This window comes from Bradyrhizobium sp. CCBAU 53421, from assembly GCF_015291625.1.
GTDB lineage: Bacteria > Pseudomonadota > Alphaproteobacteria > Rhizobiales > Xanthobacteraceae > Bradyrhizobium.
The window spans coordinates 7,712,134-7,735,680 of the sequence record NZ_CP030047.1; the positions used below are offsets into that span (position 1 = coordinate 7,712,134).

At 60.5% G+C, this 23,547-nt stretch carries 13 protein-coding genes and 14 pseudogenes; 16 read left to right on the forward strand and 11 right to left on the reverse strand.

All coding sequences use genetic code 11. From position 1 onward, the window contains the following. Window positions 1–11: 11 nt before the first annotated feature. On the forward strand, window positions 12–944 hold the full coding sequence (locus XH92_RS35955; protein ID WP_246788616.1) for a tyrosine-type recombinase/integrase: 933 nt from the start codon (window positions 12–14) through the stop codon (window positions 942–944). A 121-nt stretch (window positions 945–1,065) separates the two neighbouring features. After that, a pseudogene (locus XH92_RS35960) lies at window positions 1,066–1,227 on the forward strand (ATP-binding protein); the annotation flags it as partial. Here XH92_RS35960 and XH92_RS35965 read toward each other — a convergent pair. Next, window positions 1,227–1,711: pseudogene (locus XH92_RS35965) on the reverse strand (transposase); the annotation flags it as partial. The pseudogenes XH92_RS35960 and XH92_RS35965 sit on opposite strands and share 1 nt — an antisense overlap. A 152-nt stretch (window positions 1,712–1,863) precedes the next feature. Between XH92_RS35965 and tnpB the strand changes: the two are divergent. The 4 genes and pseudogenes from tnpB to istB all read left to right on the forward strand — a co-directional run. Further along, a pseudogene (tnpB, locus tag XH92_RS35970) lies at window positions 1,864–2,091 on the forward strand (IS66 family insertion sequence element accessory protein TnpB); the annotation flags it as partial. Window positions 2,092–2,146: 55 nt separating this feature from the next. Then, window positions 2,147–3,004: pseudogene (locus XH92_RS35975) on the forward strand (IS66 family transposase); the annotation flags it as partial. A gap of 97 nt (window positions 3,005–3,101) precedes the next feature. After that, window positions 3,102–4,431, forward strand: a pseudogene (gene istA, locus XH92_RS35980) (IS21 family transposase). After that, window positions 4,428–5,249 carry an IS21-like element helper ATPase IstB gene (gene istB / locus XH92_RS35985; RefSeq protein WP_194456335.1) on the forward strand — a complete coding sequence of 274 codons (822 nt, stop codon included), beginning with the start codon at window positions 4,428–4,430 and terminating at the stop codon, window positions 5,247–5,249. Before istA (XH92_RS35980) ends, istB begins: the two are co-directional and overlap by 4 nt. A gap of 293 nt (window positions 5,250–5,542) precedes the next feature. Here the strand turns inward: istB and XH92_RS35990 are convergent, their stop codons facing one another. Continuing rightward, a complete protein-coding gene (locus tag XH92_RS35990; protein WP_210345510.1) occupies window positions 5,543–5,779 on the reverse strand; it encodes a hypothetical protein in 237 nt (78 codons plus the stop codon). A 181-nt stretch (window positions 5,780–5,960) separates the two neighbouring features. Between XH92_RS35990 and XH92_RS43780 the strand changes: the two genes are divergently transcribed. Then, on the forward strand, window positions 5,961–6,224 hold the full coding sequence (locus tag XH92_RS43780) for a hypothetical protein (RefSeq protein ID WP_194461710.1): 264 nt from the start codon (window positions 5,961–5,963) through the stop codon (window positions 6,222–6,224). 186 nt (window positions 6,225–6,410) lie between these two features. Here XH92_RS43780 and XH92_RS36000 read toward each other — a convergent pair whose 3' ends face one another. The 3 genes and pseudogenes from XH92_RS36000 to XH92_RS36005 all read right to left on the reverse strand — a co-directional run. Then, window positions 6,411–7,505 (reverse strand): DUF2817 domain-containing protein, encoded by a 1,095-nt coding sequence (locus XH92_RS36000; RefSeq protein ID WP_194456336.1) that lies wholly within the window; start codon window positions 7,503–7,505, stop codon window positions 6,411–6,413. A gap of 499 nt (window positions 7,506–8,004) precedes the next feature. Further along, window positions 8,005–8,129: pseudogene (locus XH92_RS43360) on the reverse strand (8-amino-7-oxononanoate synthase); the annotation flags it as partial. Window positions 8,130–8,227: 98 nt separating this feature from the next. Continuing rightward, a pseudogene (locus XH92_RS36005) lies at window positions 8,228–8,512 on the reverse strand (transposase domain-containing protein); the annotation flags it as partial. Window positions 8,513–8,692: 180 nt separating this feature from the next. Between XH92_RS36005 and XH92_RS36010 the strand changes: the two are divergent. From XH92_RS36010 to XH92_RS36040, 7 genes and pseudogenes are all read left to right on the forward strand, one after another. Next, window positions 8,693–8,866, forward strand: coding sequence for a hypothetical protein (locus XH92_RS36010; RefSeq protein ID WP_194456337.1), 174 nt, complete (start codon window positions 8,693–8,695; stop codon window positions 8,864–8,866). Next, window positions 8,859–10,806: pseudogene (locus XH92_RS36015) on the forward strand (recombinase family protein). The gene XH92_RS36010 and the pseudogene XH92_RS36015 overlap by 8 nt, the downstream one beginning before the upstream one ends. A gap of 31 nt (window positions 10,807–10,837) precedes the next feature. Then, window positions 10,838–12,035, forward strand: a pseudogene (locus XH92_RS36020) (IS110 family transposase). Window positions 12,036–12,396: 361 nt separating this feature from the next. Beyond that, a complete protein-coding gene (locus XH92_RS36025) occupies window positions 12,397–12,870 on the forward strand; it encodes a transposase (RefSeq protein ID WP_246787902.1) in 474 nt (157 codons plus the stop codon). Beyond that, window positions 12,863–13,694 (forward strand): annotated as a pseudogene (locus XH92_RS36030) (acyl-CoA thioesterase). The gene XH92_RS36025 and the pseudogene XH92_RS36030 overlap by 8 nt, the downstream one beginning before the upstream one ends. A gap of 27 nt (window positions 13,695–13,721) precedes the next feature. Next, window positions 13,722–14,252, forward strand: a complete 531-nt coding sequence (locus XH92_RS36035; RefSeq protein WP_246787905.1) for a recombinase family protein — start codon at window positions 13,722–13,724, stop codon at window positions 14,250–14,252. A gap of 29 nt (window positions 14,253–14,281) precedes the next feature. Next, window positions 14,282–14,791: pseudogene (locus tag XH92_RS36040) on the forward strand (IS21 family transposase); the annotation flags it as partial. 151 nt (window positions 14,792–14,942) lie between these two features. Here XH92_RS36040 and XH92_RS36050 read toward each other — a convergent pair. Together XH92_RS36050 and XH92_RS36055 are read right to left on the reverse strand one after the other, a co-directional pair. Further along, window positions 14,943–15,141: pseudogene (locus XH92_RS36050) on the reverse strand (IS3 family transposase); the annotation flags it as partial. A 214-nt stretch (window positions 15,142–15,355) separates the two neighbouring features. Next, window positions 15,356–15,709, reverse strand: a pseudogene (locus XH92_RS36055) (ATP-binding protein); the annotation flags it as partial. A 74-nt stretch (window positions 15,710–15,783) separates the two neighbouring features. On the opposite strand from XH92_RS36055, the gene XH92_RS43365 reads away from it, so the two are divergent. Continuing rightward, window positions 15,784–16,731, forward strand: coding sequence for a recombinase family protein (locus XH92_RS43365; protein WP_246787907.1), 948 nt, complete (start codon window positions 15,784–15,786; stop codon window positions 16,729–16,731). A gap of 90 nt (window positions 16,732–16,821) precedes the next feature. Here XH92_RS43365 and XH92_RS43370 read toward each other — a convergent pair whose 3' ends face one another. The 4 genes and pseudogenes from XH92_RS43370 to XH92_RS36075 all read right to left on the reverse strand — a co-directional run bounded on the left by XH92_RS43370 (window position 16,822) and on the right by XH92_RS36075 (window position 20,953). Further along, complete coding sequence (locus XH92_RS43370; RefSeq protein WP_246787909.1) at window positions 16,822–17,109, reverse strand: hypothetical protein; 288 nt, start codon at window positions 17,107–17,109, stop codon at window positions 16,822–16,824. 252 nt (window positions 17,110–17,361) lie between these two features. Next, window positions 17,362–18,093 (reverse strand): annotated as a pseudogene (gene istA, locus XH92_RS36065) (IS21 family transposase); the annotation flags it as partial. 184 nt (window positions 18,094–18,277) lie between these two features. Next, entirely contained in the window at window positions 18,278–18,691 is a 414-nt protein-coding gene (locus XH92_RS36070; RefSeq protein WP_194456338.1) for a transposase, read from the reverse strand. Between the two features lie 729 nt (window positions 18,692–19,420). After that, complete coding sequence (locus XH92_RS36075) at window positions 19,421–20,953, reverse strand: porin (protein ID WP_194456339.1); 1,533 nt, start codon at window positions 20,951–20,953, stop codon at window positions 19,421–19,423. Window positions 20,954–21,431: 478 nt separating this feature from the next. Here XH92_RS36075 and XH92_RS36080 point away from each other — a divergent pair, with 478 nt between their 5' ends. Beyond that, on the forward strand, window positions 21,432–21,911 hold the full coding sequence (locus XH92_RS36080; RefSeq protein WP_194456340.1) for a MarR family winged helix-turn-helix transcriptional regulator: 480 nt from the start codon (window positions 21,432–21,434) through the stop codon (window positions 21,909–21,911). Window positions 21,912–23,547 lie beyond the last annotated feature (1,636 nt).

Consider the following 23,547-nt stretch of genomic DNA (forward strand, 5'->3'; position numbering starts at 1 on the left):
GCCGACACACCATACGCAATTACCGGGATGCCATCGTGCTGTTCTTGCGTTTTACTTCGTCGCAAACAGCCAAGGCTATCGAGGATCTCGACCTCGTCGATTTCACCGCCAGGCAGGTCCAGGACTTCCTGGCCTTTCTGGAGGCCGAGCGTCACAATGGCGTCGCCACCCGCAATGCGCGGCTGGCGGCACTGCGTACATTTGCTCGCTTTCTTGCAACCGAACGGCCCGCCCATCTAGCCGAGCTGCAGCGCGTGCTAGGCGTACCGTTCAAACGCGGCGCGCGTAGCAAGCCGATCGAATACCTTGAGCCGCAGGAAGTCGAAGCGTTGCTCAAATCGATCGATCGCTCCACGGAACGGGGTAAGCGCGACTATGCCCTGTTCGCACTAATGCTCAATACGGGTGCCCGTGTTCAGGAGATACTCGATCTGCGCCTGTGCGACATCCGCACTGATCCTCCTCATCAAGTCCGGCTACGCGGCAAGGGCGGCAAAATGCGATTGTGTCCAATTTGGCCGCAAACCGCACGGCTTCTGCAGGACCTCTCGAACAGTGCGGCTCATTCAGGAGGCGGCGACTCTCCGCTGTTCGTGAACCGCCAGGCCAACAAGTTGACCCGCTTTGGCGTTCGTTACCTGCTCAAGAAGCACATCACGGCCGGAACCAGTGCAACCCGCACGCTGCAGGAGAAGCGGATCCATCCCCATTCCTTGCGGCATACGACCGCCATCTTTCTCCTGAAGGCGGGAGTCGACTTCGCGACCATCAGCCAATGGCTCGCGCATTCGTCGCTGAACACAACCATGACCTATGCAAGGGCGGACATCGATCTAAAACGCCAGGCGCTAATGCAGGTGTTCCCTGAGATCCTCGCACCGCCTCGTGCCGGGCACGTCTCCTCTGCGGCGATCAACATCGTTGATTGGCTGAAGAGGCTATGACCTACAGGTAAATTATGTGGAGTTGGCGGCTGTCAAAAGCCGGACCGGCGCCGATGTCGACCCTCAACTCCACATCACTTGTGCGCTCCACATAAGTCGAGTCACATAGAGCTCAACGTGACTCGATGACTGGGGGCTTAAGCCGCTCGACGCCGGTGCCCGTCACGATCTTCTGGAAATCCTCGAAGATCGCTACGGTCATCGTTCCACGATCGTCACCAGCCAGCTCCCCCTGGACCAGTGGCATGTGCTCATTGAAGGTAAGCGCCAAGCTGAGGCCGTTCAGGCTTTGAAGTGCCAGGGCATGAGAGCATCGATCTGAGAGATCGGCCAGCCCTGCGCGACCCGTTCGAGAGTTTGCGTGAGCCAGGCGTGCGGATCGACATCGTTCATCTTCGCGGTCTGCAGAAGCGCGGTGATGGTCGCTAGGTCCGGCCGCCGCCATGGCTACCCGCTAAGAGCGAATCTTTTCTTGTGATGGTTTGCGGCCGGATTGCCCGCTCGACGGTGTTGGAGTCGATCTCGATACGGCCGTCGCTTAGAAAGCGCTCGAGGGCTGCGCGTCTGGATGTGGCATAGCGGATCGCCTCGGCGAGTTTGGATTTGCCCGACAGGCGCGGCAGCTCCTTGTCCCACAGATCGAACAGCGCCGCGACAATCGCGGCGGACTTTTCCTAGCGCGCTTTCACCCGCGTCTCAGGATCCTGGCCGCGGATGTCGGCCTCGATCTCCTATAGCCCGGCCATGGTGGTGACGGTCTGGGTCGCCATTGTCCCGCGCGGCACTCGAGTTGCGAGGGTGTGGTGGTGTCTGCGGCAGGCGCAGTGATCGAAATTGCCATTGGCGAGGTGATCGTGCGCGCCGGCGTGGACGTCGACCAGGCGCAGTTGCAGCGGGTGATCCGGGCAGTGCGTTCGGCATGATCCCCTCCGGCGTGAAGGTGTTCCTGGCTAGCCATCCAGTCGACTTCCGCAAGGGTATCGATGGCCTTGTTGCGCTGGTACGCGATGCCGGCTCAGATCCGTTCGATGGTTCGCTTTATGTGTTCCGCGCCAAAAGAGCCGACCGAATAAAGATCGTATGATGGGATGGCTCTGGCGTGTGCCTTTATTTAAAACGGCTTGAGAAGGCGAGGTTCTGCTCGCCGCGGATCGGACATCATCGGGTGCAGCTGAATGCTGCGCAGTTGATGGCCCTGGTCGATGGCCGACTACATCTTCAGCGAGGTCAAGAAGGCCGAACGGGTCATTGCCGACGAAACCACTTTGCCGACGCTCGCTCCGGGCTCCGGATCGACGAAGACGGCCTATTTGTGGGCCTATGCCAGGGATGACCGAACGTTTGGCCGCGACGGTCCCCCGATGGTGGCTTATCGCTTCGAAGACAGCCGCTCCGGCGAATGCGCGGTCCGGCACCTCAATGGTTATCGCGGCATCCTGCAGGTGGATGGCTATGCCGCCTATAACAAGCTCGCGCGATCCGATCGCGGCAATGATGGCATCACATTGGCTGGCTGCTGGTCACACTGCCGGCGCAAGTTCTACGAGTTACATGTTGCAGGGAGCTCAGAAGTGGCAACGGCGACGGTCGAGCGGATGGTGAAGCTTTGGCAGGTCGAGAAGACCGTGCGCGGTCAAAGCCCCGACGCACGCGTCGCCGCGCGCCAGTAAGCCTCCGCGGCGATCGTCGCAGATCTCTTCGACCTCTGGCAGCAGACTTTGCGGCGGATCTCCGGCAAATCAAAACTGGCTGAGGCGATCCGCTATGCCGTCTCGCGCCGCGCCATCTTCGAGCGCTTCCTGGCCGACGGCCGCATCGAGCTCGACTCCAACATCGTCGAACGCGCCATCAGGCCACAAACAATTACGAGAAAGAATAGTCTCTTCGCTGGCAGCGACGGCGGCGGACAAACCTGGGCGACTATCGCAACACTGCTGCAGACGGCGAAGATGAACAACGTCGATCCGTTCGCCTGGCTCGCCGTAACACTTCAGCGTATCGCCAACGGTTGGCCGAGCAGCGAACTCGACGCGCTTATGCCATGGAACCACGCCGCCTGACGGCCTCAGCTTGCCGCTTACGTTGAAAAATGTGCCCGATAGTGAATGGCCGGAAGAAATCGATGCCTTGCCTGGCCTCCACATCACCGACCACCAGATGAGGCTGTACATGACCTACCGACAGACACTGTCCCCCGAGGCCGCCGCGGCCAAGGCGGGGTTCTCGAAGGCAAGCGCGCATCGAATCGAGGGCGATTGTCGCCCGCCATCGCAGAAGAAGACGCCGAGGGGCCGGCGCCGGTCCGATCCGCTCGCGCAGTATTGGGAGGCCGAGATCGTTCCGATCCTGAAGGCTGCGCCCGGCATCCGCGTGATCGGCGTGCTGGACGAGCTGCGCCGACGGCATCATGACCTGAACCCGAACATCCGCCGCACGCTGGAGCCGCGCATCAACGCCTGGCCGGCGCTCAACGGCCCCGAACAGGACGTGATCTTCCGCCAGCAGCACGAGCCCGGCCGCCTGGATCTGTCCGACTTCACCGACGTGAGCGCGCTCGGTATTACCATCGCGGGTGAGCCGCTCGATCACCGGCTCTATCACTTCCGGTTGGCGTTCTCCGGCTTCGAGCATGCCCATGTCGTGCTCGGCGGCGAGCTTCGTCGCCCTGGCGGAGGGCTTGCAGAACGCGCTGTGGGCGCTTGGCGGCGTGCCGCGAGAGCATCGCAGCGACAGCCTGTCGGCAGCGTTCCGCAATCTGGCCGCCGACGCACGGGAGGATCTGACGCAGCGCTACGCCGGGCTGATGGGCCAGTATGGCATGGCGCCAACGCGCAACAATGCGGGCATCGCACATGAGAACGGCTCGATCGAGAGCGCGCACGGCCGTCTCAAGCGGGCACTGGAAGATGCGCTGTTGCTGCGGGGGACGCGCGACTTCGCCAGTCTCGATGCGTACCGTGCTTTTGTCGACGAGATTGTCGGCCGGCGCAACGCCAACCTCGCCAAGCCGATCGCGCTCGAGAAGGAGGCATTGGCGCCGCTGCCAAAAGGCCGCACGACCGACTTCGAGGAGAAAGTGATCCCGGTGACGTCGTCAGGCGCCGGCACGTCATCCATGCCCTGCGGCGCAAGCCGATGGCGCTCCTCAATCTCGTTTATCGCGACCAACTCTTCCCGCGTGCAGCTTACAAACGTCTGTTCGAGACCTTGCGGGAGCATGGTGATGACCGGCGCGCCTGCAAGGTGACGGTCGAGCTTCTGGCGCTGGCTCACGAGCGCGCCTGCGAAGCAGAACTCGCCGAGGCGATCGCGATGGATCTGGACGCCGGACAGTTACCCCGATCTTGCCGCGCTGCGCGACCGCTTCCGGCCCGAGGCGGCCTCGATCCCGCGTGTCGCCGTCAAGCTGGCGCCGCTCGACGTCTACGATGAACTCGCCTCCGTCAGCGTCATGTCGGGCCACTCGAACCTGGGAGAGGCAGCATGACCGGTATCGCTACCTCCGTCGATGCTGCCCGTGTCGAGCTGCTTCTCAATGAGCTCCGCCTGCCGGGCGTCAAGGCGATCTGGCCGAAGCTCGCCGCACAGTCGGACAAGGAAGGGTGGCCTGCCGCCCGCTTCCTCGCCGCCCTTGCCGAGCACGAGGCCGCCGATCGCACCAGCCGTCGGATCGAGCGACACATGGTGGAAGCGCGTTTGCCCGCCGGCAAGACGCTCGCCACCTTCGACTTCGAAAGCGTGCCGATGCTATCAAAGGCACAGGCGATGGCGCTCGCCGCCGGCGACGCCTGGTTGAAGGCCGGCGCCAATTTGCTCTTGTTCGGTCCACCGGGCGGCGGCAAGACCCATCTCGGCGCGGCGATCGGCCTGGCTCTCGTCGAGAACGGTTGGCGCGTTCTCTTCGCGCGAACCACTGATCTGGTGCAACGGCTGCAGGTCGCGCGGCGCGAGCTGGCGCTGCAGTCCGCGATCGCCAAACTCGATCGCTATGACCTCCTGATCCTCGACGACATCACATATGTGAGCAAGGATCAGGCGGAAACCAGTGTGCTGTTCGAGTTGATCGCCGCCCGCTACGAACGACGCTCGCTGCTGATCACGGCCAATCAGCCATTTGGCGAATGGGGGCGTATCTTCCCGGACCAAGCAATGACGTTGGCTGCCATCGATCGTTTGGTCCACCACGCCACGATCCTCGAGATGAACGTCGAAAGTTACCGTCGAAAAGTTGCCCTCGATCGCAAGCGTGGTCCAGGCCGGCCGCCTGTTCACACTACCCCAAACGAACTCGAAGACTTTGATTGACGCTGGCAGCGCCGCTTGATTGTCGCGCAGCGTCAATCAACGCTTGCCAAGTCGGCGGCCAGCGTCAATTATCTCCTGACTCGGCCGCCTCGTCTCATCTTGATTGACGCGCCGCTCTCATCCTGATTGTCGCGCTATAGATCACTTCGATCTCCGTCCAACCGAGCGACGTCAGCCGGTCGCGCATGGCGTATTGCAGCGCGCTGCTCTCGCGATTGTGCAATACTTGATGGGCTGAGGATTAGCGCACGTAAAGAATCGCCTTGCGCTCCAGATGATGAGGCCGAACCTTGTTAGAGATCACGATCGACCTCCTTTGCGGGTGGCGTCGCTGTCCTCGCAGCATGGTCGAGGATCAACTGCGTCATCAGGCTCATGAGGGCGGCCCGGGCTTCCGCCGGCAGCTCCGGCCATGCGGGCGCGCCGATGGCGCCGTTCGATAGGCCGCTCCCGAACAGATCCATCTGCTGCGGCCGCGGTTGTCGATTGTGTCGGTATCCGCTCCCTGGCATTGCCATCTGCCGTGACATAGGTCTCTCCCCGATTCTGGTCGTGAGAGACCCTGGATGCGCCAGAAAGCAGGGCAGCTGATGGCGTTCGATCCTTCAACGCCAGATCGAGAAGCGCAGAGCGCTGCAAGCGCGACGATGCTGACAAACGGCTGAGCCGCCAAAAGTTCTGCGTCAGGGCATGCTGCCCGGTCGAACATCCATGCTGGAACCTCCAACCATCGATCTGCTGGCGACCCATTCAGCGAGCAGCGGAAAGCGGCATCACCAGCCTTGTCGATGCTTCCATGAACGCAAACTCGGCGACCAAACCAAGGATGATGTCGATAAAGAACCTCGCGAAGACCAGTCCTGTGGGCGTTCTCAAACCTTGTTGTATAACAAGGAACGGCCGCACGGGGCGATCGGCAATCGACCGCCGATTTTGCTGCAAAACCACGTCGGCGCAACCAGCGCGCCAACGTGACAGAGGCGCAAAGCTCTAATTCCGGGTGCTCCAAAGTTCGGTCTCGCTGCAACTTCGGGCCGGACTCTAACTCCTTCTGGAGGAAATACGCAGTGGTAGGCCGCCGGGAAGACACTTGGCGGTCCCTGGCTAGGTGCTGAGCAAGCCCGCCCTAGAATGACAGCCCACAGGACTCTCGGGGGGAAGTTAGTCTACAGACATAAGCGCCTCCATTGCCTGCCGATGGACTTGGTGTGACCTCCAAACGACCATCTCCTTCCAATCTAACCTCTGCGGATAGAAGTGCAGTTTGGAGGCATTCCGAATCTGTCGGCCCAGTTCAGAATCAGCCTCTTCCGGTCGATACATGAACAGCCAATGGTCGTTACGCAGTACGACCTTCGACACGTAAGTTCCGAACTCGAGGACGACGTAGGTGTGCCGGTCCCCCAGAACACGTTGCCAGAATTCATCTTGCGTGCCGTGCAAGACAACCGAGGAAGACGTCCCAAGATCGGGGGACGTCACGGACGGGCCAAAAATGCTTACGGCTCGCTCATAGCCGCTTGCCCCGGACGGCTGTTCGCATTGCAGCTCGCCATATCCGTAAGGACCGAGCCCAGTGTGGTAATCGATAATGATGACCTGATCACGAGCTGCGAGGTCAAAGTCTACCGCGATACGCTCCAAAGTTCGCCTTGCTTCGGTCGGCTCCGCGCCTCCGTAGTGAATGCCGCCAGGGATCGTGTACTGCCCACTAGACCGCGCTTCCCGATATTTCTGCTCACCGTGCAGCGATCGATATGCCGTGAGCACGGCCTCAGCGCGCCGCGATCCCTCCTCTGAAATGTCCGCAGGAACAATATGCTCAGCCAGCTCGTCGTATCCAGAATTTCGGGGAACCGGCTTTGAAAAGTCGATAAAATTCCGATTGAGGTCGCACCCCTCTGCAGTTACTCGGCGATCCCAGGCAAAACCGTAGCAATTCAGCGCGTGAATGAAGAGCACGGCTGTTGAGGGCGGAAGCCTCTCGTGGAACTTGGCTTTGAAGAATAAGAGTTGTGCTGCGGATCCGCAGTATCCTTCTGGACCGTGCGCGCCGGAAACGAGGACCAAGACCCTCTTGGCCTCCGAGCGGCCGAAATACACTGCATCGGTAAAGAGATCCTCACCAGACGGTCCCTCTGTGCTGCATTGGTATGCTCTCGACGCAGGCGCTGCTACCAGGAATTTATCCCTCGCCTCTAGATAATTATCAGAGAAGACGACTGGAGCAATCTGCTTTGCTCTGTCAAGATTCATTCTGCTCCACCTCCCTACAAATCGCTCGGAATCCCGGCGCTCCTATAGCGTGCCCAAGAGTTCGTCGGCCCTGCGATCATTTCAAACCCGACGCATGTTTTCTCAGCTTATTTCAGCGAATTAATGCCGGAAATCTGCGCGAGACGTTCAAGTCGTGCGTTTTGCGTTCCCATAGCGAGGCAGTCCGGTCTGGCACCTGACGGCGAGGGTCAAGGAGTTCGATGTCGCCAAGGCGGCCGTCACGCAGCAGTTGGACGAAGGCGCTTTGAAGAGATTCGAACAATACTGGCGCCTTTTTCCGCTTAGCCGATTGCGCTACACTGATGCCGATATCAATGGCTGTCGCACGATGTGAGATGCGGTCGCGCTTGACGCGAGCTCTCGGTTGATGCGCGCCCCCTTGCGATAGCGCGTGCGGCTGGGCTGGACGCGAGCACACGTCGCGCAGGAGGACATTCTCTCTCACCCCACGCCGGTCAACTTCGGCACATCATCCTCCCCTGGCCGCGCCCGCCGGCACGGTTGGAGGTCGAATGCGACGGATGCCGAAGCCGCGAGCCTGCAGCACAGACGCGAACGCATTAAGCGCGCATTTTCGTCGAAGATAAATGGCACGATCTGCGCGTCCAAGGACCGCGTGCAGCGGTCTCCGTGCGTGAACTGCGGCGCGGCGATCTAAGTGAGAAGGCGTGTCAATCATGGGGTCTTCGTATCCATCCGAGCTAAGCCGCGGACAGATCGATCCACGAGTTCATCGCTTGAGTGCATGATTGCGCTACTTGAGTGGAGGGCCCCGACGCACGAGGCGTCCAGTTCCACGGCAATAACTCATGCAGCCGGCCTTGCGGCATGTCGGCGATACGCGCGAAGACGTCGGCGAGCCAGGCTTTCGGGGCGATGTCGTTGAGACACGCAGTCATGATGAGCGTCGCCATGACGGCGGCCCGATCGGCACCATGATCGGAGCCGGCGAACAACCATGCCTTTCTTCCAAGAGCCATTGCCCGTTCATTCTGCCCATGTCGGGCAGGAATTGGAAGTCCACTACCGGTATCATCCATATTTCGGCCGCAAGATCTTGGTGCGTCGCATGGAGGAGCGAGCGACGGGCCAATTTCTTAGCGTCCAAGGGCCGGCAGGCATCGTGGTATCGATCGCCGGTTGAATGCTCGTTCGGGAGGAACGCAATGAAGTCTCTCAGATTGCCGGCGGCGGCGCCGAGCCGGCAGATGAACCTCTTATTCGACAACAGCCGGCTGGAAGGCGTGGCCTCCGTCGAGCGGGACAAGATCATCTCGGTGCTGGCCCAAATCCTCATGCAGGCGGCGGGCCTCAGCGTCGAGGAGCTTGAAGATGACTAGCGCTGAGGTGATTCCGGCGGTCGTTCTCAAGAGGAAGGCTGTCGTGTATGTGCGCCAGTCGACGCAATCCCGGGTTATGACCGACCTGGAGAGCAAGCGGCGCCAATACGATCTCGTCGATGTCGCCCGCCAACGCGGTTTCGTCGACGTTGAAATCATCGATGATGATCTCGGCCGTTCGGCAAGCGGGACGGTGGCACGCCCGGGCTTCGACCGCTTGGTCGCACGGCTGTGCGCCGGCAAGGTCGGCGCCGTTCTATGCTTCGATGCGTCCAGGCTCGCGCGAAACGGTCGCGATTGGCATCACCTGCTCGAATTATGTGGGCTTGTCGAAGCCCGCGTCATCGATCTCGACGGCGTCTATAATCCGTGTCAGCCAAATGATCGCCTGCTCCTCGGCATGAAAGGCAGTATCAGCGAGTTCGAGCTCGGCGTGCTGCGCGCGAGAATGCTGGACGCTGCCCGGTCCAAGGCCAGCCGGGGCGAGCTGCGGTTATCGGTTCCATTCGGCTACATTTGGCACCGTGAAGCGGGGCTTGGTCTCGATCCCGATCTACGTCTCCAGGAAGTGACCCGAATCATCTTCGCGCTTCCGCGAGCTGGGCAGCGCGCGCCAGGTGTTGCTCTCGAGGATAGCCGATCAGATCCACTTCCCGCGGCCCTCCGACGAAGGTCGCATGACCAGCTTCGACTGGGTGGCGATCCGCTACCGCAACGTCATCGTGGTTCTCAAGAATCCTTTTTATGTAGGCCTTTACGTCTACGGGAAAAGCGAGAAACGCACCTCCATCGTCGAAGGGAGGGCACGGTGGAGCTAGGGCATGGCAAGCCGATCGGGACATCGGAGGTGATGATCAAAGATCATCACGAAGGCTATATCGGCTGGGCCGAATATGAGCGCAACCAGAAGCAACTCGCCCTTAACAATTACGGTCGTGCCGGAGGCGCAAAGTCCGGCCGGGGTGGCAGGGCACTCCTGTCGAGGATGATGACCTGCGGGCGATGCGGGCGGCGGCTGAGCGTCACCTACACCGGCAATCCGCAGAGCCGACCGGTATATCGCTGCGAAAAACCAAACTTTATGGGTCTGCGCCGGTGCATGACCTTCGGCGGCCCGCGGGTTGATGCCGCGATCGCCCGGGAGTTGTTGCAGGCGGTGGAGCCAATGGCGATCGAAGCCGCGTTCGAGGCGGAGCGGATGCACCGGGAACAACAGGAAGACCAGCAACGCATCATGGACTTGGAAATGCAGCAGGCCCGCTATGAGGCAAGCCTGGCCGAGCGACGCTACGCCGCCTGCGATCCTGACAATCGTCTCATTGCCGCGCAGTTGGAGAAGAACTGGGAGCCGCGCTCCGGCGTGTCCGGGACCTGGAGACACGCCAGCCCGCTGAAAAGCCATCAGACGTCCAGGTCGATCCGAGTGCCTTCACCAATCTGGCGGACAATCTATCGGCGGCGTGGAATGCGCCGGGTGTTACGATGCGTGCCCGCCAGCAACTATTGCGGACATTGATCACTGAGATCGTCGTCGATGTCGATGATGATGCGCGCGATGTCGTGCTCACGATCCATTGGCGTGGTGGTCAGCACTCCGAGCTGCGCGTCCATAAGCCACGGACTGGTGAACATGGTTGCGCAACGACCGAAGACGCTTTGGCGGTCATACGCAGCATGGCCGGCCGCTGGTCCGACGAACATATCGCCGCGTCGCTCAATCGAATGAGCTTGCCCACCGGCCAAGGCAAGACCTGGACGGTGCACCGGGTCGCTTCCGTTCGACGCGTGCGTGGAATCCATGCCTATCGATCCGCGGAAAAGATGGCGAATGGCTCACCATGACCGAAGCGGCAAAGGTGTTAGGCGTCACAAACCACGCGATACGGCGCCTTCGGCATAGTTGGTCAAGCAGATCCTTCCGTCATGGACAAAGCGGGTGAAGCCGTCCCACCGCTTGAGCGTAAGGCTCGTATGTCCGACTCTTCCGGTGAGGTGGCTCGCCCTACACTGCGCGTCCGAGGGTTAATCGGGCGTACCGAGCCGATCCTCATCACAGGCGGACGAGCGGTGGCAGATTATAGGGAAGCACTTGTCGGAATCGAACGCGAAGCTGAAAAGCGCCATCGCGATCGCGGAAACAGGCCGGGAAGGAGAGGTTCGCTTCTTCGGTGAGGTCGACGCGTCGGCGACCGGCATGCGCCGGGTCGTTGAACGGATCGCCAGCCGGTTTGATGGTGTGCATTTCTGTTACGAGGCCGGTCTGACTGGCTATGGCCTTTATCGCCTGATCCGGTCGCTCGGCCATGAATGCACCGTGGTTGCGCCGTCGCTGATCCAAAAGAAGCCATGTGATCGGGTGAAGACAAACCGCCGGGACGCGGTTTCCCTCGCCCGGCTGCTGCGCGCCGGCGAGCTGACGGCGGTATGGATTCCCGATGAAGGTCACGAAGCGATGCGCGATCTCGTCCGCGCCCGCGCGGCGGCGGTTGAGGCGCTGCGGGTCCACCGCCAACAGGTGAGCGCCTTCATGCTCAAGCACGGCCGCACCTATCCCCGCAAGAAGGGATGGACGATGCGCTATCTGCGTTGGCTTCAGAGCAGCAGTTCGATCATCCCGCGCATCAGATCGCGCTCCAAGAAATGGTCGAAGCAGTTCGCATCACCAGGGAGCGGGTCGAACGTCTGGAGCGCACGATCGAAGAGTTCGTCTCGGCCTGGTCCTTGGAGCCACTCGTGCCGGCGCTTCAAGCACCACGAGGTATCGATCTAATCGTCGCGGTGACATTTGCCACCGAGCTTGGTGACGCCGTTTTGAGATCTCACGTCAGCTCATGGGCTATCTCGGCCTGGTGCCGGGCGAGCGATCGACCGGGGAGACGGTCAGGCGTGGCGGCATCACCAAGGCCGTCAATAGCCGGGTTCGCCACATGTTGGTCGAGAGCGCCTGGACGTATCGACACCCGGCGAAGATCGGAAAGACAAAGCTATACCGGCTCGAGCAGGCATCGCCAGCGGTGCGAGAGATCGCATGGAAGGCGCAGATCCGCCTGACTGCTCGCTACCAAAGCTCGCTTCGCGCGGCAAGCGAACGATGGTGGTCTGCACTGCTATCGCCCGTGAACTGGTCGGCTTCATGTGGGCGGTCGCTAGGCAAGTGCAATCAGCCTGATCAGGCCCTCTCATCATCGCGCATTGGCGGAGGCGGGACCACGGTAGAGGGAATGCCCGTCAGACGCTTTGTGGCCGGCAAGAACACCGACGCCCGCAGTAAGATCGGAGCAGACCCCGGACGCACAATCGGGAATGCGGTAGCCAACCCGCGCATCAGAGCTTGATCACCGACGTCCTTCGGTTCCGCCTCTACCCATGCGCGATCATCAGTATCTACAGCCGATCAACGATCGGACGAACGTCTGCGTTCTGAGCCTTGACAACGGACATCAGAGCGCTGTTCAGCGGCCACCTACCGGATGACGGGGTGATCTGCGAGCCTGCGGTTTGTTCGGACCGTTAGGCTTAGAATGGACACAGTGCATAGTGCTATCACGGAGCCGGTGCGGCGGCTTGAGGTCTTCACCGGAGCCGGTCGTCGGCTGGAGTTGAGCGACGAGGACAAGGCGCGGATCGTCGCGGAGATCGTGGCGAGTGGCGACTCGGTGTGTTCCGTGGCCCGACGGCATGGATTGTCGCCGCAGCAGTTGTTTGGTTGGCGCCGCCAGTTGCGAGAAGCAGCAGGCGGTCATTCCGAAGCGGACAAAGTACAGTTTGTGCCAGCGGTGGTGGAGGCCGTGGTACCGGCGCCGGCTGCTCACCAGGAGCGCAAAGTGGTGCGCAAGGATCGAGATCGAAGTCGACGGCATCACGATCCGGGCAGGTCGTGGTGCGGACCCAACGATGATTGCGTCGATCGTCCAGGCGCTGAAGGCGAGCCGGTGGTCGGTCCGTCGGGTGCGGTCCGGGTGATGGTGGCGACCAAACCGGTAGACTTCCGCAATTATGCGTGACCTCGAACCGATCGAGATGAACCTGTTTCGCGGCAATAGTCCGAATACCTGCTCGCAACGGGTGTTCGGTGGCCAGGCGATTGGGCAAGCGATGGTAGCCGCCTGCCGCACGTAGAAGGCCGGCTGCCTCATTCGCTGCATTGCTACTTTATCAAGGCCGGCGATCCGCAGGTGCGATCATCTGTCAGGTCGAACGCCTGCGCGACGTCAGGAGCTACTCCACCCGGCACGTCACCGGGATCCAGCACGGCGACGCGATCTTCTCGATTATGGTATCATTCCATGTCGGTGAGAACGGCGCCCTAGACCATGAGGACAGTATGCCCGACGTACCCCAGCCAGAGCGACTCACGGCTGAGGAATTCTCTAAGCAGCCGATGTATCGCGAAATTCCGGATTTCATCCGCCGCTACTACGAATCCGATCGACCGATTGAGCTACGCCCGGTCGAGCTCGGCTGTTATGTCGGGCAGAAGATTAACGACGGTCGCATTCATATTTGGATGAAGGCCGTCGCGAAGTTGCCCGACGATCCCACGCTCCATATGTGCGCGCTGGCCTATGCCTCGGATCTCTTGCTGCTTGATGCGGTGATGGCGCGTTATGGCCGCACGCTGTTCGATGAGAGCATGATCTCGGCAAGCCTCGACCACGCAATGTGGCTTCACCGCCCGTTCCGCGCCGATGAATGGCTACTCTACGCCAAGAAATCACCGAGCGCTCAAGGCGGACGCGGTCTCACGCGCGGCCTGATCTTCAAGCCAAATGGAACGCTGGTAGCTTCCGTCGCGCAGGAAGGCTCGGTACGCCAACGAGGCGCCTAGAGACAACCATTCGCGTCACGGATGAGGATGGATTTGCGCCCGCGAGGTCGATACCGTCTGGTCGATCAGGAGACCATCTACGCGCCAAGGCACGGCAACGACCGCCTGCTGCTCGGGCTCAACGGCAGCCTCAACGAGTACGAGCTGGATCTGTTGCGCCAGCGCTCGCTCACGGCCCGCTACGAGAAGGCACGCCGGGGCGAGTTGGTTGTGGCAGCGCCCGTCGGCTTCGTGAAGGTCGGCGACCGTTATGAGAAAGGCCCGGATCGGCGTGTCCAGGAAACAATCAAGCTGGTGTTCGACAAGGTCGAAGAACTGGGCAGCGCGCGACAGGCGCTCTGCTGGCTGCACGAGTACAATCTCGATCTACCGGTGAAGCAGCCCAACGGCGACACGGCCTGGCGGCGGCCAAACTACTCCGCCATCCACCGGATCATTGAGAACCCGGTCTACGGCGGCGCCTATGCCTATGGTAAGACGGCTGTGGCGGCGGGATACGGCGCCGCGGGCGTGAGTGTGAAGATCCGCCGCAAGGCGCGGAGCCAATGGCGCCGCTGAACAGCGGTAGCCGGTCAGGCAGGACGTTTATTTTCGGTCCCTTTAGCCAGCAAGGACCGGGGAGTTGAACGTCTTGAAGCCACACCTGCAAAGCACGGTATTTACACTACTCGATCGCAACGCCAGCCAGCGCGAGATCCACAGACTGACGGGGTCGATCGCAAGACGATCCGGCGTTACCGGGCGCTGCGGGCTGGTGCGGAGGCAAATTCCCCCGGGGAAGTGACCACCGGCCCGGTGAGCGTGGACGGCCAAATTCCTCCAGCCCGACCACCGGCTTTGGGGCATCGGAAGCGACGGTCACCAGCAGCCTGGCCCGTTCGGCTTGCGAAGCGCATCGGACGTGGATCGAAGAACGGGTCCGCCTGAAGCGGAATGCGCAGGCGATTTACCAGGACCTGGTCGATCAATTTGGCTTTCCGTCCAGCTACCAGAGCGTCAAGCGGTTTGTGCGCCGGTTGCGGCACAGCGACCCCGAGCAGTTTGATCGCCTTGAGTTCCTCCCCGGCGAGGAGGCCCAGGTCGACTGTTGCCAAGGTTGAGCCATGGCTCGATCCCGTCTTCCGCGGGCTTGAACACCGGGATGTGGTAGTTCGAGCGCATTGATGTGACGCGCTCGCGGGTCCAGCGATTGCCGTTGCCGGTCTTGAGGCCGTTGCGATTGAGGAGGCCGGCGATCAGATCGTCGTTGCAGGCCCCTTCCAGCACCTCCGCGACTTCGGTGCCGCAGAAGGTGAACCGCGGCACGCGCAGGTGAGTAGCTGAAGAAGGTGTCAATGACCGTGAGCACCCGGAGCTTGAGCCCGGTCGCCAACTGATCGTGGACAAAGTCCATCGCCTAGGTCTCGTTCGATCGCGTCGCCGGCTTGCGATCATCGCGCAACTTGGCCCCGTGGTCGGTCAAACTCCCCCGGGTATGGTGAAACTCCCCCACCTGATGATCGCCGTCAGGCGGGGACGGCGCGCCCTCTTCGTGAAGCTGCGCCCAGACTCGCTGGCTGGATTGCCAAACCACCCGCCGCGACGGTAGCGGCCGCTCTTCGGATCAACCGTCGGTCGAGCACGACATAGCTGGGGACCCCGCCAAAATACCGGAACGCCTACGCCGAGGCGAGCCAGCTCTTGCCGACGCCGGCCGGGCCGCAGATCAGCAGGTTGGCATGGTCCTCAATCCAGCGGCCCTCGACAAGCTTGACGAACAGCGGGCGATCGAGGCCGCGCGGGGTGCGGTAGTCGACGTCCTCGACGCACGCCTGCTGGCGCAGCTTCACGTAGCGCAGGCGGGTGGCGAGCCGCTTGTCGTGGCGCAGCGAGGCTTCATGTTCGAGCAGCAGCGCGAGCCATTCGGCGTGACCGAGGCTTGCGGCCTCGCCGGTTGCTTCGATGTCGGCGAAGGCCTTGGCCATCCCGTGGAGGCCGAGGGCGTTGAGGCGGTCGAGGGTCGGATGGATGAGCAAGGGGTGGCCTCCTAATTGTAGTAACGCGGTCCGCGGATGGCCAACTCAACAAGGCGCGACGTGGCGAGCTTGAGATGTGCCCTCCGGTCGGCTTGGTTTACCGGAATGATCGGACCCTCGGCCTCGATCCTGACGCCCAAGTGCAGAATGCCATCCGTCTCCTGTTCGACACCTTCGAGCGGACCGAAAGTGCCGTGCAGACCGTCCACTTGTTCCGAGAGCAGGGTCTGTTGTTCCCACGTCGATTGCGCGCTGGTCCAAACAAGGGTGACCTCCTGTGGGCGCCGCCGAATCATGCGCGCATCCTGCAGATGCTCCACAATCCACGCTACGCCGGCGCCTTCGTCTATGGTCGCACGCGCACACGGCACAAGCCCGACGGCGGCAGCAGTGTCGTCAGGGTTGCCCGCGCGGACTGGCAGTTCGTCATGCCGGGCATGTACCAAGGCTACATCGACTGGGAACGGTTCGAAGCCAGTCAGCGGCGGCTCGCCGACAATGCTCGCGCCTTCGGCGGCGAACGGCGGTCGGGGCCGGCCCGCGAAGGACCGGCGTTGCTGCAAGGTCGCGTGGTCTGTGGCCTCTGTGGCGAACGCATGGATGTGCGGTACAGCCAAGAGCACAGCCGCACAGTGCCGACCTATGTCTGTCAAGCTAATGCGGTGCGGCGCGCGGGATGGACATGCCAAACGGTTCCCGGGAAGCTCGTCGATGCCGCGATCGCCGCCCTGATGATCGAGCTGATGACACCGATGAGCCCGGCGGTCACTTTGGAGATTCAGCGCGAGCTCGAGGCGCGCGCCGCGGAGACTGACGCAGCGCGTCGCCAGCATGTCGAGCGGATGCGCTATGAAGGCGAGCTCGCACGTCGGCGCTACATGAAGGTCGATCCCGACAACCGCCTCGTCGCCGATGCACTCGAAGCGGAATGGAACGAGAAGCTGCGCATTCATGCCGATGCGGCGGAAGACTACGAGCGCTGTTGCAAACAGCAGGCCGCAGCACTGAGCGCCGAGACCTGACGGCGCATTCTCGATCTTGCCGAGCAACTACCCCGAATCTGGCATGACCCGCGTATCGACGTCCGCGAGCGCAAGCGTATTGCGCGTCTACTAATCGACGACGTAACCCTGATCAAAGCGGAGAAGATCACCGTTCACGTGCGCCTGTCGGGCGGCGCCACGCGCTCCTTGGTGCTCGAACGGCCGCTGCCTATCGCACAGATCCGCAAGTTCAAACCTGAGCTCGTCGCCGAGGTCGATCGTTGCCTCGACCATCACTGCGATCGTGAGATCGCTGAGATTCTCAATCAGAACGGACGGCGCACATGGGACGCAAAGCCGTTCAATCTCAAGAAGGTCGCCTGGATTCGTTGCGCCTACAAGCTCTCGAGCCGTCATGATCGACTGCGCCGGCGCGGCATGCTCACGACGCGCGAGGTAGCCGCGAAGTTCGGTGTCTCAAAGACAGCTGTGCGCGAATGGGGCAATCAGGGGCTCATCAAAAAATGCTATACGGACAGCCTGAACCGCGGACTGTGGGAGATCCCGCCGAGCAAAATCATCATCAAGGCCATGGCGGCCCTCGCGGTTGCCCAGCACGACTCATCTCGATCACCGCGCCATCACAGGAATGAGGTGCAGTATGAAACAGCGCGGCCGCGCCGGCAATATGGCGGTGCCGTAATGCGCCGCCATTTCCGCACAGGTGCGATTGATCTGCGGGTCGTACAGGCAGGCCTTGATCACCGCGACCTTGGCGTTGTCGGGCACCAGCAGTTGCGTCGCGCCGCCAAAAAAGCTGTAGGCCGCGTTATGTCCCGCGATCCAGTCGCCGAGCTGCTCGGTCCACGTAGCTAGCGCGAACGACAAGCTGGATGCGCCCATGACCGCGACGAAGATGTGCGCGTCACGCACCTCGCCAGTCTTACGGTTAACCACCGGCACCGAGTCGCCGGCATAGTCGACAAACAATTTCTCGCCCCCGCCGTGGTGCTGGCGCATCACCAGCGGCAGCCGGCCTTCCCAGTTGCGGAACAGGTCACAGAAACGGCTGTACCGGTCCCCGTCCGGATGCTCTGCAATATACTCGTCCCACAGCACCTGCAGGGTCACATGCTTGCGCTTGAGCTCGCGGGCAATAACGGACCAGTCAGGCTCGGCCACCTTGCGGCGCCCCGGCTTCACGCCAGGTACCCCGTACAGCCGTTGCTCCAGCTCGGCGTCGCTTATCGCTTCCGGGACTGGCCATGCCAGACCCGCGCGCGCAAACCGCTTCAGTGTGTCACGTACCGTCGTCGACCCGACGCCGACACGCTCGCCAACCACGCGCGTCGAGAGCCCAGCCTCAAGGCTCAACCTCACAATCTCGCGCACCTGGCGCATGATAACCCTCCTCGTCGGCATCCAATTCTCCAAGGTGTTTCCAGCCGGAGAAATGGCCCATCGGGCCTCACACCATCCGAAACTGCGCGCGATCAAATCGGAATGCTGCGCGGACAATGCTCGGAATGCTGCGCGCGATCATTTCGGAACCCCGCGCGCCATCAAGTCGGTACGGTGCGCACCATCATCTCGGAATCGGCATCTTGGTCAGGCCGACAGCGCTCGTGTTCGCGCGTTGGTAGGAGAATTCCGTCGTGTCCTGAATGAGGAGAATTGGGCCTGTACAATCATCGTACCGCGCGCGTGTGGCGGCGAAGTGGCCGCTGAGAATGTCGGCTTCCTCCACGCGCTCGTTGGCGAAAAAGCGGTAGGCCGCCTTCGTGTTCGCCCAGTTCTGGCACGCGAACGGTATGCTCCCGCCCATGCCGTCACCAATTTGCTTCAACAGCTCGCCAAATCGCTGACCAAGACGGGCATCCTTGAAAGCTGTCTTGTCGATCTCGCGCTCTGTCCAATGTTCGACGACGCTTTCATCACCATCATCCTGGCGACCATCCGGGCCGGCCGACCAACGAGACGTCGTTCCGCTCGAACACATCAAGGCACCGCGTCGTCGCGATTCAGGTGCTCAACAATGAATCACAAGCGATTCATCCGATTCAAGATTTTCGATTAGGGCTACTGCAATCGAATCAAGCATTTGTGGGTAATTGAAAGCTACACCGGATGCGTACGATGCGGTCGCGCTTGACACGAGTCCTCGGTTGATGCGCGCACAAACTAGTCCCCCTTGCGATAGCGCATCCGGCTGGGCTGGACGCCAGCACGCGTGTCGCGCAGGAGACTCATTCTCTCTCACCCCACGCCTGTCAACTTCGGCACATCGTCCTCCCCTGGCCGTGCCCGCCGGCACGGTTGGAGGCCGAATGCGGCGGATACCGAAGCCGCGAGCCTGCAGCGCAGCCTCGAACGCATCAAACGCACATTTTTCGAAATGGTGCGGTCCGCGAGTAAGGACCCGGCGGCGGTCTCCGTGCGTGAACGCCACAACTAGTTCAGACATTGTTGGCGCTTAGCCTCCTGCTCCCAGATTCAGAGCACCTGTCGTACAAAGTTGAATGTCAGGGGCGAGCGAGTGCTCTGAATGGCATAGCGGCACTCTCGCCGCGTTGGACGCCTCTGTGATTTACAGACCCCGCGGCAATCATAGAATCGTGGTACGCTCCTTCGGTAGAAGGCCTCCGGGGAGGCATCCCGGAGGCCTTCTTGGAGGTCAGACTTAAATGGGTAGAGCGGTTACCCTTTCTCCTTCTAGTTTGACGGAGACTCACCAGTTGCGCTGAGCGCGGAGCAGCAGCGTGAGGGCGCCCTGATCCTTCAGCTCATACACAGCACCCGGCTTTGCAACACTCGACTGCACCGGCAGCGTCACGGTGCTCCCGCCCGCATACTTCTGATCGAGGATATTGTAAGTAATTTCCGCCCCGAAGGTCAGGTTTTTGACGGGGGTCCAGGCGGTGTATGTACCGACGGTCGCATAGTTGAAGTCAGGATTACAGCCGGCGATGCCACTCGATAGCGCGAGGCCTGTGACGAACGCACTGCAGATGTAGCCCTTGGCTGTGCCGTTATAGCGCACACCCCCCCACCCGCCGAAGACTTGGGTAAACCATTGCGGGTTCCAGTTGTGGGTATAGCCGGCGTTGAAGCCGTATGTCGTCGTTAATTGCTGGCCCGCGCCTGCAACGAACACGGAGTCAGAAATACCGGCGAGCCCGACGCTCTGGTAAGCACCCGCCAAGTTCGTACCAGTGTACCTCGCGTAGGTGGTCGACATATAATCATGGAAAACATAGCGGCTTGCACCGTTCGCATACACGCCTGTCAAGTTGATCGTATCACCCGCGCCAGTCGGGAGGTTCTTGATCGACAAAGCCAACTGACCAGCCCAACCCCACTTGTCGTCCGGATGTCCCGACGTTTCGTCAGCGCCATAGTAGGCGGCATGATTGTCGTGGGCAGCCACCGATGCCTGGAAGAGGCCCCAAGCCTGGTCGACGCGAAGCGAGGCAATCAGGTCCGGGGCCCGCGTACCGCCGATGTCGCCGCCACCGTACGTACCGGTGGCGAGGCCCGCCGCCGTTGCTGCGCTCACGTTCCAGATATTGGTGGTGTCGTGGACGACTTGATCCTGAGCCGAGAATGAGACCGTAACGCCTTGACCGAAGTCAGCAGTATAACTGAACTGGTTTACAGGATCCCACGCGCCAGAGCCCGGCAGGTCGACATTGTTCGCGGGGTACTGGCCCCAAGGCGTGGAGAACTGCGAGGTCGCCTTACCGAGGGTGAAACCAGCGAACTGGATGAAGGCGTAGGGGACGCCGAGCGCGCCGGCGGCGACAGCGCCCGGATTCGCGTTGAGCGGCGCTGAAACGCCACCAATCGACTGGTAAACGGTCGAGCCGTTTCCTGCCCCGGTGTAGCCCCCAGTGGTCCAAGTGAACCAACCCATGAAATAGGTGCGGACGACGCCGTACTCGGTTGCAGTGCGAGTGTCGATGGTCAGGGCTTCGCGAGACCGGAAGATATAGTCGTTGCTGAGGCGGTTTCGTGCCGCAGCTGCGCCGTTGTCGGCAGGATCAGCGTCACTGTGTGAGTTAGCGGTGACGTGGACACGCAGATACCCCCCCAGCTTGAGGCAGGTGTCCGTACCCGGAATATAATAGAATCCGGGGCCATATAGCGAACAGACCTTGACGTACTCCACCGCCTTCGCCTTTACCGGAAGATCGGCTGCCTCTGCCCCGCCCCCCGCAAACATTGCTACAGAACCGAAGACGAGACTCTTCGTCAGCTTCATGATGAACCTCCAAGTTGGAAACGTCGTTTCCGTCCTTCAAAGATCCGCCGGTACTAGCCTCGCCCCAACGGGGCCTGCTTGACGGAACGACTTCGAGGCGCCCCTCGCTGTCCATCGTCATATAATTTCGTAGATCAATTGCTACAATTAATTATTTCACGCAATCAAAATTTACCACCGATTCGTTGCGCTTCAGCAACACAAGGCATGACGACGAAGGAAGCCATCACAAAGAAAGCCCTTTAAGACCATTGCATTTCTCTAGCGTGACCGAAACATGAGAGCCTCTCATAGTCTGCAACAGCGGTCTGACAGTAATCAGATCGGTCCAATTAATTGAATTTGTCAATTGTTGGTTTGCATGGCACCTGTGTCCTGTGAGCTCTATTTCGGGTAACCCAAGAGAGATACGTACGTTCTTGATGAGTGGGCCGCCGTGCGCCTACCGGCGACACTCAGATTTGGCGGAAAGACCAACATGGCCGAGAAACAACTAGATAGAGCCGTTACTGACTTCATCTGGAACATTGTCGAGATTCACGCCCAGATCGAAGAAATACATAAGAGCTGGGCGCAGATGCTGGGAATCACGGAACCTCAGTGGCTGATTCTGCTGGCCGTCGATGAACTTGACGAAGGTCGCGGAGTCTCAGGAATAGCGGTTGCGAACAAATTACGAATCCACCCCGCCTTCGTCACCAACCAAACAAAGAAACTCGAGAAAATGGAGTTTTTGGCCCGCGTAACGTCGCCCGATGACGCAAGGTTTCTGCAGATCTCGCTGACTCAAAAGGCGCGGTCGGAAATCACAAATCTGTCGATGAAAAGACAGGCTCTCAACTCAACCATGTTTGGCGACCTCGATCAGGACGCACTTCACTACCTCAATAAGCGACTAACCTCGATTGCCAAGAACAGCCGCCTAGCGTCTCAAAAACTGAGCATAGGCTTGTTGTAGGCATAAAGCGAATGCTCGCTAGTCGGTGCCGGCAAGGCCTTGCGATTGGCCGCCGATAGCGCGTGGTATCTTCACAGTCGTACATCGACGTAGCGACGAATAGCAGGTCACGTGCGGATTGATTTTGAATATGACCACAACCTCAACGAGCCACACCGAGTCTTCCCTGCGGCCCTGGCGGATAATGGCTAGGGAGCGGATGTAGCTTATGCTCTAGCCATATGAAGATGCAGTCATCGGATACAATGAAATTTTCGATTTCCCCGACGAAGCTATGGGTCATCCGCGGCATCGTTAATTCTAGATCGATATGCGCGGACGGGCAGTCAGCTTGTAGTTTAATCGCCTCTTGCACGCTGACAACGCCGCGCCCACCGGCGACCACGAGAATTGGGCATCTAAACTGCCGTACTAATCGCGAGCGACGCGTTAACAGCGTGTCTTCGCTAACATCATCTGCAGCCCTCGTCCTCCAGCCCACAGACGCCAACACCCGAGCAAAACTCCAAAGGCCGCCATCGCAAACCGCGGCCGCAACCCGGCGATCAGACACAGCGAAATCGGTCGCGAGAACAGCTGACAGTCCTTCTCCATAGACGCCAATGCGAGCGGCATCGATATCGGGCCGAGCGGACAAGTAGTCCAAACAGCAAGACAGCAACATTTCCGATTGACCGCGCCATTCGTTTGAGACGTCATCGTGAGAGACGACGAGGACTGACAGACCTCGACCAATCACGGCGGGCAAGAGCCTTCCGAGTAGGGTCGCAGCTGTTTCATCTTCTCTGCTGATACAAATGACTGCTGGAGCACGCAAATTGGAGCCACCGGCAGGCAAGTAGTAGGCAAAAAACTCAATTTGATCGCACGAAATTGGCACAAGCTCCAACTTGCGATCCAGAGACAATCCGAATCTCTCAATGCCAGCCTGAACTTTGGCCGAAACTTCCTTACTTTGCGGATTCCCTTCGCCGGCAAGTCGCCTCGCAACCTCAAAAGCGGTTAGCGCGCATAGGCAAGCTTCAGTCGCCTCGTCGAAAGCCGCCTTCTTTATGTTCAGATCACCAAGAAGGCAGTGAGCGTCTCCTATGCTTGTCCATCTCGTGACCCAGTTCTGCCGACCTATCGCTCCATCGATCTCCTCGATATTGTCTAGGAATACCGCAGCCTCTCTCCGAGTGGACGCAAGATCACCTCTCACATGAGGCCAAGCAGCGCACTCCATCCGATTCGCCCCTTGGTGTAGATCCCTAGCGTCCGCTCAGCATTCCGGCACGAAACAACGTGGAGACGACTAGGAGGCCATCTTCAGCAAGTAATCAGGCCTCGGTCCCGACCCGTCTCCACGATCTAAAAATATTACCAACGTCCGGACATAATTCTTCGTATCATGATTGGGCGCCGAAATTCCGCGAAAATTCCAAGGATTTGACGCTTTTAATCCATGTCGGCACGGAGGTATCCGAACTTTGTCGAGATCAAGTCAATGCCGATGTCTCGCGATCCCGATTCAGATTCCTCATCCGCGGCTGGCGGGGAATACCACAAGTAATTGCAAAATAATCGGGGCGCGCCAGCGAGCACTCCAAGATCGAACTAAGCTCGCAAACGCCTCATCATAGGACGAATTCATTCT

Coding starts and splice junctions, on each gene's coding strand:
- XH92_RS36070 (WP_194456338.1), bottom strand. CDS start 18,691: ATGTGTTCGAGCGGAACGACGTCTCGTTGGTCGGCCGGCCCGGATGGT.
- XH92_RS36000 (WP_194456336.1), bottom strand. CDS start 7,505: ATGAATCTTGACAGAGCAAAGCAGATTGCTCCAGTCGTCTTCTCTGAT.
- XH92_RS36075 (WP_194456339.1), bottom strand. CDS start 20,953: ATGAAGCTGACGAAGAGTCTCGTCTTCGGTTCTGTAGCAATGTTTGCG.
- XH92_RS36035 (WP_246787905.1), top strand. CDS start 13,722: ATGGATTTGCGCCCGCGAGGTCGATACCGTCTGGTCGATCAGGAGACC.
- XH92_RS35990 (WP_210345510.1), bottom strand. CDS start 5,779: ATGTCACGGCAGATGGCAATGCCAGGGAGCGGATACCGACACAATCGA.
- istB (WP_194456335.1), top strand. CDS start 4,428: ATGACCGGTATCGCTACCTCCGTCGATGCTGCCCGTGTCGAGCTGCTT.
- XH92_RS43780 (WP_194461710.1), top strand. CDS start 5,961: ATGCTGGAACCTCCAACCATCGATCTGCTGGCGACCCATTCAGCGAGC.
- XH92_RS43365 (WP_246787907.1), top strand. CDS start 15,784: ATGTGCCCTCCGGTCGGCTTGGTTTACCGGAATGATCGGACCCTCGGC.
- XH92_RS36080 (WP_194456340.1), top strand. CDS start 21,432: ATGGCCGAGAAACAACTAGATAGAGCCGTTACTGACTTCATCTGGAAC.
- XH92_RS36010 (WP_194456337.1), top strand. CDS start 8,693: ATGAAGTCTCTCAGATTGCCGGCGGCGGCGCCGAGCCGGCAGATGAAC.
- XH92_RS43370 (WP_246787909.1), bottom strand. CDS start 17,109: ATGACGGCTCGAGAGCTTGTAGGCGCAACGAATCCAGGCGACCTTCTT.